The sequence below is a fragment of the bacterium genome (assembly GCA_040753085.1).
Lineage (GTDB): Bacteria > UBA9089 > JASEGY01 > JASEGY01 > JASEGY01 > JASEGY01.
Genome location: JBFMHI010000106.1, coordinates 1 through 9,424, shown reverse-complemented (window position 1 = coordinate 9,424; position 9,424 = coordinate 1). Strand labels below are relative to the sequence as shown.

General features: G+C 47.0%; 7 protein-coding genes and 1 pseudogene. 5 read left to right on the top strand and 3 right to left on the bottom strand.

Annotated elements, in window-relative coordinates; genetic code table 11:
- Positions 1–514: 514 nt before the first annotated feature.
- Positions 515–739 carry a hypothetical protein gene (locus AB1797_10470; GenBank protein MEW5768026.1) on the bottom strand — a complete coding sequence of 75 codons (225 nt, stop codon included), beginning with the start codon at positions 737–739 and terminating at the stop codon, positions 515–517.
- Here AB1797_10470 and AB1797_10465 point away from each other — a divergent pair.
- From AB1797_10465 to rpoD, 5 genes are all read left to right on the top strand, one after another.
- A complete protein-coding gene (locus tag AB1797_10465; protein MEW5768025.1) occupies positions 638–1,966 on the top strand; it encodes an AarF/UbiB family protein in 1,329 nt (442 codons plus the stop codon). The two genes, AB1797_10470 and AB1797_10465, sit on opposite strands and share 102 nt — an antisense overlap.
- Before the next feature lie 89 nt (positions 1,967–2,055).
- Complete coding sequence (locus AB1797_10460) at positions 2,056–3,354, top strand: TldD/PmbA family protein (GenBank protein MEW5768024.1); 1,299 nt, start codon at positions 2,056–2,058, stop codon at positions 3,352–3,354.
- A 334-nt stretch (positions 3,355–3,688) separates the two neighbouring features.
- Complete coding sequence (locus AB1797_10455) at positions 3,689–4,873, top strand: M20/M25/M40 family metallo-hydrolase (protein MEW5768023.1); 1,185 nt, start codon at positions 3,689–3,691, stop codon at positions 4,871–4,873.
- Positions 4,768–6,612 carry a DNA primase gene (gene dnaG, locus AB1797_10450; GenBank protein ID MEW5768022.1) on the top strand — a complete coding sequence of 615 codons (1,845 nt, stop codon included), beginning with the start codon at positions 4,768–4,770 and terminating at the stop codon, positions 6,610–6,612. The genes AB1797_10455 and dnaG overlap by 106 nt, the downstream gene beginning before the upstream one ends.
- Before the next feature lie 10 nt (positions 6,613–6,622).
- On the top strand, positions 6,623–8,215 hold the full coding sequence (gene rpoD / locus AB1797_10445; protein ID MEW5768021.1) for an RNA polymerase sigma factor RpoD: 1,593 nt from the start codon (positions 6,623–6,625) through the stop codon (positions 8,213–8,215).
- 364 nt (positions 8,216–8,579) lie between these two features.
- Here the strand turns inward: rpoD and AB1797_10440 are convergent, their stop codons facing one another.
- Together AB1797_10440 and AB1797_10435 are read right to left on the bottom strand one after the other, a co-directional pair.
- Entirely contained in the window at positions 8,580–8,882 is a 303-nt protein-coding gene (locus AB1797_10440; protein MEW5768020.1) for a ComEA family DNA-binding protein, read from the bottom strand.
- Positions 8,883–9,101: 219 nt separating this feature from the next.
- Positions 9,102–9,281 (bottom strand): annotated as a pseudogene (locus tag AB1797_10435) (Txe/YoeB family addiction module toxin).
- Between the last annotated feature and the right edge of the window lie 143 nt (positions 9,282–9,424).

The following is a 9,424-nucleotide window of genomic DNA, read 5'->3' as shown; positions in this document are numbered from 1 at the left end:
TTTCTTCGTGTCCTTCGTGCTCTTCGTGGTTTATCCTTGATTTTCATCAAGGCAGGCTCTTGTTTACCCCATCCTTTTACCCAATTTGTGGGTAAGGATAAGCCCATCAAGGGAGGGGAAGCTCTTAGGTAATATAGAGCTCAAATTATCAGTCTAAATCTAACCGCACAGGTCGATATTTTTAAGGCGCACTCCCCAAGGAAAGGCAGGGCAAAGATTAATTTTACCGTTGACAATCGGTAGACGAAGGCGTATAATTCGATAATTCAGTCACCCGTCACCGATTACCAAAGGCAGAGGGCAGAAGTCAAATCTGTCAATCTGATTTTATAAGGAGAAAAAAATCAGCGTTCGAACACGATTTATTACTACTTGCCTGATAATTGTCCGGATAGCCTTAGGGTATAAGCTGCTAAGCCTTTTCAAGCCCTTCTTAGGCGAGGAAAGATACCAATTACGGCTAAAGCGGCTCCATACCAGGTATGCTGACCTGTTTTTCAATAAGGCTATTACCTTAAAGGGTGGTCTGATTAAAGTCGGGCAATTCATCTCTACCCGGGTCGATGTCCTGCCGGTAGAATATACTGACCGACTTTCCCTCCTGCAGGACCGAATCCCCCCGGTTGATTTCAAGCTCATCAAACAGCGGATACAGCTTGAGCTGGAGCGTCCCCTGGAGCATATCTTTGCCTCTTTTGATTCTCAGCCGCTGGCTTCTGCTTCCCTGGGGCAGGTTCATCGGGCGGTGCTGAAGGATGGCCGTAAGGTGGCGATTAAGGTCCAGTATCCGTCTATTGATCAGGTTATTGAACGCGATCTGGCCGCCCTCCGCTTCGGCCTTTATTTCCTGAAGAAGCATCTCAGGAATATCAACCTTGAGGTCATCTACCAGGAATTTTCCAGGTTTTTACATGAAGAATTGGATTATATCCATGAGGGGCAAAATGCTGATGAGATTGGAAAAAACTTTACTGACAACCCCGAGGTAATTATTCCCTCTGTTTATTGGGAATACACCACCAAAAAGGTGCTTGCCCTGGAATACGTGGAAGGAGAGCGGATCACTGATTTTGCGCGAGGCAGACCAGGTCCGGAGAAGATAGAGATAGCCAGGATAGTAACTGAGGCCTATTCTCAGCAGATATTTGTCGATCGATTCTTCCATGCCGATCCTCATCCGGGAAATATCCTGGTTCAGGATCAATCTAAGGTGGTCTTTGTTGACTTCGGGGTTTGCAAACGGCTCCCCCTGGAGTTGGTTGGCTTACTAAAGGAGTGGGCCAGGGCAGTAATTGCCTATGATGCCCAGGGGATGGCTCTGGCCAGCCAAAAAATGGGATTTCTTTCCGAACCTGAGGAAGTCGCCAGATTGGCTGAGTTAATCAAAGAGATCTTAGATGAATTTGGTCATATGTCGCCGCGGGAGTTCAAGTCAGCTAAAATCTTAGAGCGGGTAGGCGAAACCTTTCATAAGTTCGCTCACGAAGCCGCTTCCCTGCAGATTCCCAACGATCTGATCCTCCTGGGTCGAACCATGGGCATTCTGGAAGGTCTCTCCGCAGAACTTAATCCTAAGATAAATATTATTGAAGTAGTCAAACCACACATTAAGGAATTCATCAAGGAAGATAAGTCCCCCTGGGAGCTTTGGCTGGAAGAGGTGAAATCCCTGGGACGGACGGCCCTTGTTTTACCCAGGAATCTTAATGAATTTCTTCTTAAATTCGATACCGGGCAGATAAAAATAGACACCAGGATTATTGGCCTGGAAAAGGCCGCGGAAAGGCTGCATCGGATCAGCAAGATATTCCTCCTGACTCTTTTAATCATACTCTCCGGCAGCGTGTGGCTCTTTCTCCATTTCTTGGGTTATCAGCCTGAGGAATATTTTGCCGGCGGGATTACCGGTTTACTGCTGGTGATGTTGCTTTATTCTATTGTAACTACCCAGCCACCAAGCCACTAAGGCACGATATTAGTTCCTTGACAATTTGGTTCTTGACAAAAGGACGATTATTGTGTATACTTAGAAAGAAGATTAAAGGAGCCCCAATAATGGAAAACATTCTGGCCCATGCTCTGAAAAGAGCTGCCAAGGCAGAAGTGATCGAAGTTCAGACTAATTCAAACTCTATTAAATTCGAAAACAATCGTCTTAAATATATCAGGGAGAAAGAGGCCTGTGGTTGGGGACTCAGGTTAATAAGGGAGGGCAAAATCGGCTTTTCTTCCACGACTGATCCTTCCCAAAGACGGGCGTTAGTAGAAAATGCCCTGGAAGTCAGTGGCTTTGGACAGAAGGCGGCTTTTGAATTTCCTGGGGCGAGCCAAAAAAATCCTGTTTGTGTTTTTGATAAAAAAGTAAGTAGTTTTACAGCCGGCGAGGCAGTGGAAGAAGGGGAGAAAATTATTGGGGCCATTCGGGAAGAATGCCCTGATTGCCACTGTAAGGTAGAAATAGATAAAACGATAGGTAAGACCAGGCTAATCAATTCGGTTGGCCTGGATGAGGGGTATAAAAAGTCATCTTTTCATCTCTATGTAGAGGTTTTAAAGGTAGAGGAAGACAGCCTGTTATCCGTTTATGATTATTACAGCTCGGCTAAACTAATCCAGTCGACAGATTTTATTATTGACCGAATTAAACAAAGACTTACTCTTTCCAAACAAACGGCCGGACTTGCTTCAGGAAGGTATCCGGTTATATTTACCCCTAAAGCGGTTCCTACCCTCCTCCACTCTGTGGAGATAGGGGTCAACGGGAAGATGATTCAAAAGGGGAGTTCTCCCTTGACAGACAGGTGGGGAGAACTTATTTTTGATCCCCAGCTTACTATTTATGATGACGCCGGGATCGATTTTTGTGCCGGTAGCGCCCCCATAGATGATGAAGGAATCGCCACCCAAAAAATCCCTATTGTAGAAGATGGCATCCTAAAAAATTTCCTCTTTGACCTTCAAACGGCTGCTTTGAGGGGGAGGGAATCAACCGGGAACGGTTATCGCTATTTTGATTCCCTCCCTTCGCCTGCCTCCAGTAACCTCAGCGTTTCCCCAGGGAATATGGAGTGGAATAAAACTGTGCGCGGCTTAAAGGAAGGGGTAATTGTGGATCAGGTCCTGGGCGGCGGTCAGAGCAATGTGTTGGGCGGTGAATTTTCAGTCAATATTGGCCTTGGATTTCTGGTTAAGGAGGGTGAGGTGATTGGCCGGATTAAAGACTGCATGGTAGCCGGAAATATCTATGAAAGCTTTAACTCGCTGGTGGGATTAGGTCAAAAGGCCGAGATTTATGGAGGGATAATAACGCCTTTCTTCTATTTTGAGGCCCTGCCAGTGGTTGGTGGGCGGTAAAAAGTGGGGAGCAGAAAGGTAACTATTCAGCCACTGATTAACACGGATTAGCACGGATAAATAAGAGAGGACAGAAGGCGGAAGTGTAGGGACAGGGTTTGTCCCTGTCCGTGCGTGTCCCTGTCTGTTCCGTAGGCGGACAACCACAAGGGTTGTCCCTACAACCCTAATTGCAGGCAAATACGCTGTAGCGGGATTTTCCGTGTTTCATCCGTGTTCATCCGTGGCTGAACGGTTACACAGAAAGTAAAAGCGAAGAGGGGTTAGTGAGTTAAGTTGAGAGGGGAGAATTGAGAAGGGAGAGACCTCTCAACTCTCCCCTTTCCACTGACAAATGAACATTAGCCGACTAAAAGAGACCTTCTTCCATCTGGTTCAAATCGATAGCCTCTCTAAACAAGAGGGGAAGATCGTCGCCTATCTTAAAAACAAGCTGATTGAGCTGGGCCTGGAAGTAATTACCGATAGAGCCGGCGAGGCCATTGGAGGAGAGAGCGGCAATCTGATTGCCAGGTTTAAGGGTGGCCGAGCAGAACTCCCACCCCTGCTGTTTGCGGCGCATGTAGATACGGTTCAGCCAGGCCGGGGAATTGAACCGGTGGAAAAGGACGGGGTTTTCTACTCGGCGGGGGAAACTGTTCTGGGGGCTGATGACAAGGCCGGGGTAGCTATTCTCCTGGAGGTGATGCACCTTTTAAGAAAAAAGCCGGCCGCCTATCCCCGGGTAGAGTTTGTTTTCACCGTAGCCGAAGAGCTGGGTATGCTGGGGGCGGCTAACTTGGATTATTCTCTCCTCAGCAGCCGAACCGGATTTATCCTGGACGGTGATGAGGAAGTGGGCACCATTATTAACCAGGTTCCCTACCGAAGTCAGATCAAGATAGAAGTCAAAGGCCGGGAAGCCCACGCGGGATCAGGAATAGAGGAAGGAATTAGCGCCATCCAGATAGCTGCCGCAGGGATTAATCAGTGCTCTCTGGGTTTAATTGATCCGGAGACTACCGTCAACTTTGGCACTATCTCAGGGGGGACAGCCGCCAATATTGTCCCGGAAAGAACAACCATTATTGGAGAAGTCAGAAGCAGGGATAAGATAAAATTAGAGGCGCAAATAGCAGAACTAAGGGAAAACTTTAGGGCCGCCGCCAAAAGGGCGGGAGGAGAGGCCTCAATTTCCATCGAACATTCTTGTGAGGGGGTGAAGGTGGAAGAAGGAAGTAGGGTGGTCTCTTTAGCCTCTCAAGCGGCGGGAGAGATTGGCTTAACGCCTAATCTGCTCCCGGTTATGATTGCCTCTGATATGAATATCTTTAATAAGCATGGGATTGAATCCATCCTCTTGGGCATAGGGATAAAACAGCCTCATTCCAAAAAGGAGCATATCAGCCTGGCGAGTCTGGCTAAGGCGGTTGAATGGGTGATCTGGATGCTCGATGCTGGAGGCTCGATGCTGGATGCTCGATCCTCGATCCTCGAGCCTCGAGGGGAGGCCGCACTATGTTATTCCCGCAAGAAATAATAGACGAGGTCCGGGATCGCACGGACATTGTTGATTTAATATCCGAATATGTCGCCTTAAAAAAAAGTGGGGAAAACTACAAGGCCCGCTGTCCTTTCCATGTAGAAAAGACCCCCTCTTTTGTGGTTAGTCCGACCAAGCAGATCTTTCATTGTTTTGGCTGCGGGGCAGGCGGGAATGTCTACACCTTTTTAACGAAGACAGAAGGGCTTAATTTCCCTGAGGCAGTAAAGAGATTGGCTGAACGGGCGGGAATAAATCTTCCCCATTCCAGAGGGACTGAGGCTAAGGCAGCCAGCGAAAGGCAGATTCTGTATAACATTAATTTAACGGCGGGCTCTTTTTATCAAAAGGCCCTGAATGCCCCTGAGGGCGCCAGGGCTAAAAACTATCTTCTCCACCGTGGTCTTAAGGAAACCATCATAGAGCAGTTTAAGTTGGGCTATGCCCCCCCGGGCTGGGACAACATTAAGAATTATCTGCTTAAGCAAAAGTTTCCCCTGGAGATGATAACGAGAAGCGGATTGATTATCAATAAGGAAGGCACTAATAATTATTATGACCGTTTTCGAGACCGCCTTATTTTCCCTATTACCGATATTCATAGTAGAGCAATAGGTTTTGGGGCCAGGGTGCTGGATGATTCTCTTCCCAAATATATAAATTCACCTGAAACCCCTGTCTACAGTAAGGGGAAAAATCTTTACGGCCTGAGGGAATCCAAAGAGTCTATCCGGTCAGAGGAAAAGGTAATTATTGTCGAAGGCTATACAGACCTTCTGGCCTGCCATCAGCATGGGGTTACCAATGTGGTGGCTACTTTAGGCACGGCCTTAACGGCGGAACAAGTAAAGCTCCTAGGACGATATACCCAGGAGGCCGTTATCATCTTTGATCCTGATACGGCCGGCGTAGCCGCCTCTTTGCGGGGTCTGGAGATCTTGATGGAAGGGGGATTAAATGTGAGAGTAGTCTCCCTACCGGAGGGGCTTGATCCGTCGGACTTCTTAACCCAAAAAGGGCCGGAGGCCTTTAGAATAGAGCTGGCACGTGCTGTCGGTCTTCTGGATTATCGCTTGGTAACCGCGCTTAATCAATATGACATTTCTACGGCCGAGGGAAAGGCGAGAGTGGTTGAGTCTCTCCTGCCATCCCTGATAAGGGTCTCCAATGCCATTAAAAGGGATGAATTTATACGTAAGTTGGCTGAAACCCTGAATCTTGAAGAAGCCCTTATTCGAACCGAAATAATACAGTTTCAAGGCAGGCAAAAGGGCGTTATCAAGGATTATATTAAAAAGGAAGAAAAAAGAGAGCGGGATCTGGAAAAAGAGATTATCTGTTTGACCTTGAAGGATAGGGATGCCCGGGCTCAAGTGAAGAAAAATCTTAGCCCCGATGACTTCCTTAATTCCGACTGCCGGAAGGTAATGGTTAAGATAATGGAGTTGGATGAAGAGGGAAATAATTTTGAAAGAGGGAAGATTATTGATTTCCTAGACAAGGAAACAGCCGGTCTGATTTCTTCTTCTTTATTAAAAGACCAAGGGGAAGTGGGGCCGATCAATGACTACATTATCAAGATTAGAGAAAGAAATCTGAACGCCAGGATGGATAAAGTTCAGCGAGAAATATCCAGAATGGAGAAGTCAGGTGATGTAAGGGCATTAGCCGGACTTCTTTCCCAATATCAAAGCCTGGTGGCTGCAAGGCGTAATTTAAGAGGAGGGTTGAGATAAAAAGTGACCTATGAAAAAATTAGAAATGATAGAAGAGACTAAAAAATTAATAAATCTGGGCCGGGCCAGAGGAGAGATAACTTATGATGAGATCAATGAAATACTCCCTGACACACTGAGTCCTGAAGATATAGAGGGTGTCTTTGTTCAGTTGACTCAAGAAGGGATAGATATCGTTGACGAACTCTTCGGGAAAGAGAAAAAGCAAAAAAACCTCCGATTAGGTCCGGGCAAGGGAGAAAGCAAGGTAGAGGATCCGGTTCGGATGTATCTTCGGGATATTGGACGGGTATCGCTGCTTTCACCAGAAGAAGAAATATCTATGGCCCGGCGAATGGAGGAAGGGGATAACAAGATTCGGGATGCGGTCCTGGAAAGTGGTATCATCATAAAAGAACTTCACAAAGAGGTCGAGCGGTTTGAGAAAGGCAGGATCACGGCTGATAGGATTCTTCAATTCTCTGCGCCGGATGATATCCCGGGAAATGAATGTCGCCGGCTGATCAAAGAGATGAAGGCCGCCATTAAAGAAGCTATTAAAAGCAACGGAAGCAATCCGGAGGAAGTCAACCGAAATTTCCGAATAAAAATGCTATCTCTCCTGAACGGCCGGGATATTTATCAAGGGTTTCTTGAAAGTATCTCCGTCAGGATTAAAGAGATGGCCAACTTAATCGGTGAGGCCGAAGGAGAGATCAAGCAGATGGAGGAACAGATTCAGAAGATAAAGAAGGAAACACAAGGAGATGTCACTGATCTCAGGCGAATGATCAAAAATTCTCGAAGAAGGTTCCGGAGGATGGAACAGTCGACGGGGAATAGTATAACCAAGATCAAACAGTTTTCGCATCAAATTCGGGAGGGAGAGGCCATTATTACGGCGGCCAAGGAAGAGATGGTTGCGGCTAATCTGCGGTTAGTCGTTTCTATTGCCAAGAAGTATATCAACTGGGGGCTCAATTTTCTTGATTTGATTCAGGAAGGCAATATGGGGTTGATTAAGGCGGTCGAGAAATTTGAATACAAACGGGGCTACCGATTTAGCACTTATGCCACCTGGTGGATCAGACAGGCCATAACCAGGGCTATTGCCGATCAATCCCGGACCATACGAATACCCGTTCATATGGTGGAACAAATCAACCGGGTTATTAAAGAATCACGGCGATTGGTCCAAAAGTGCGGCCGGGAGCCTACTCCAGCCGAAATCGCCAGGAGACTGGATTGGCCGATAACTAAGGTTAAGAGGGTCCTTCATATTGCTCAGGATCCTATCTCCTTGGAGACACCTATTGGTGAAGAAAATGATTCTCACCTGGGGGATTTTATTGAGGATAAAGGGGTGGATTCACCGGTTAATGTGACCACCTTCCTCCTCCTTCAGGAGCAATTAAAGAGGGTTCTAAAGACACTCTCTGACCAGGAAGCCCAGGTGCTGCGACTTCGCTTTGGGTTGGAAGATGGTTATCCTCATACCCTGGAAGAGGTAGGGACTCAATTCAATGTTACCCGGGAGCGGATCAGACAGATTGAGGCCAAGGCCTTACGAAAGCTCCGTCACCCTACCAGGAGCCGGAAGCTGAAAGATTATCTGGAACGGTAGACAATCCCCCTCACCTTAATCCTCTCCCCTCAGGGGCTTATCTTTACCCACAAATTGGGTAAAAGGATGGGGTAAACAAGAGCCTGCCTTGATGAAAATCAAGGATAAACCACGAAGAGCACGAAGGACACGAAGAAAAAATTATTTAAAGATGGGATTAAAAGATTTGTTTTATCTTCGTGCCCTTCGTGTTCTTCGTGGTTTTTAAAAGATGTGGGTAAGGATAAGCCTCAGGGGAGAGGGTCAGGGTGAGGGGCAAAAGAGGCGTTACCAACAATTTCAAGCCTGACAGAGCACGAGGGTGGAAAGTGGAGAGAAGAGACCTTTCCGCTCTCAACTCTCCACTCTCAACCCTCAGCTCTTATTACTGACGGCTGCCCACCGTAATCAGATCGTTAAACCTAAAGAAGGTATAGGCACCGATTCCTTTAACCTTCATTATTTGCTCGGTAGTCTGGAAAGGCCCGAAATGTTCTCGATAATCAATGATCCATTGGGCCTTAGTGGGGCCGATACCGGGCAGGGCCTCCAACTGTGCCTGACCGGCTGTATTGATGTTGATTTTATAGAGGGGGGCTCTGGTGGAATAAAAATATACAGAAAACACCAGCAGGCATCCTAAAAGAAAGAGGCTAACCATCTGTTCTCGTCTTAAAAAGGTTGGCATTGGCAACTGGTTCCTGTGTAAATAGTTATTACTCTCCAATTTCCCAAACCCAATATTCCACTACACTCCTTACAGAGCGAAGCGGATTTGGTGGCGGCCAGAGGCCGCCCTATCTTATTATCCGGTTGATAATCTCATCCCAGCTTTGCGATTCAGAAAGCAACGGCATAATTGTAGTTTTCACACCGTCTGCCGTCCGCGTACAAGTTACAGCCACAATCAACTACTTGATGTATGATAGCGACAAGAAATAATCACGAGGTCTGTCCCGGTCACCCCGTAAACCAAACGGTGTTCGTCATTGATTCGTCGTGACCAATAGCCCAATAGGTCTGCCTTCAGAGGTTCCGGTTTTCCCAATCCCTCAAAGGGTGTACGCAATGTGTCCTTGATCAGTTGGTAACTACTCAAAACCAAGTTAAGCAGTTAGTTGGGAGACAAAGCAAAATTCCCTCTCCCTTGAGGGGAGAGGGATAGGGTGAGGGTGAAATGGGCGGGCAATATTATTACTCTTGCTAAAAACCTTAGAAAAAGAGCTACCA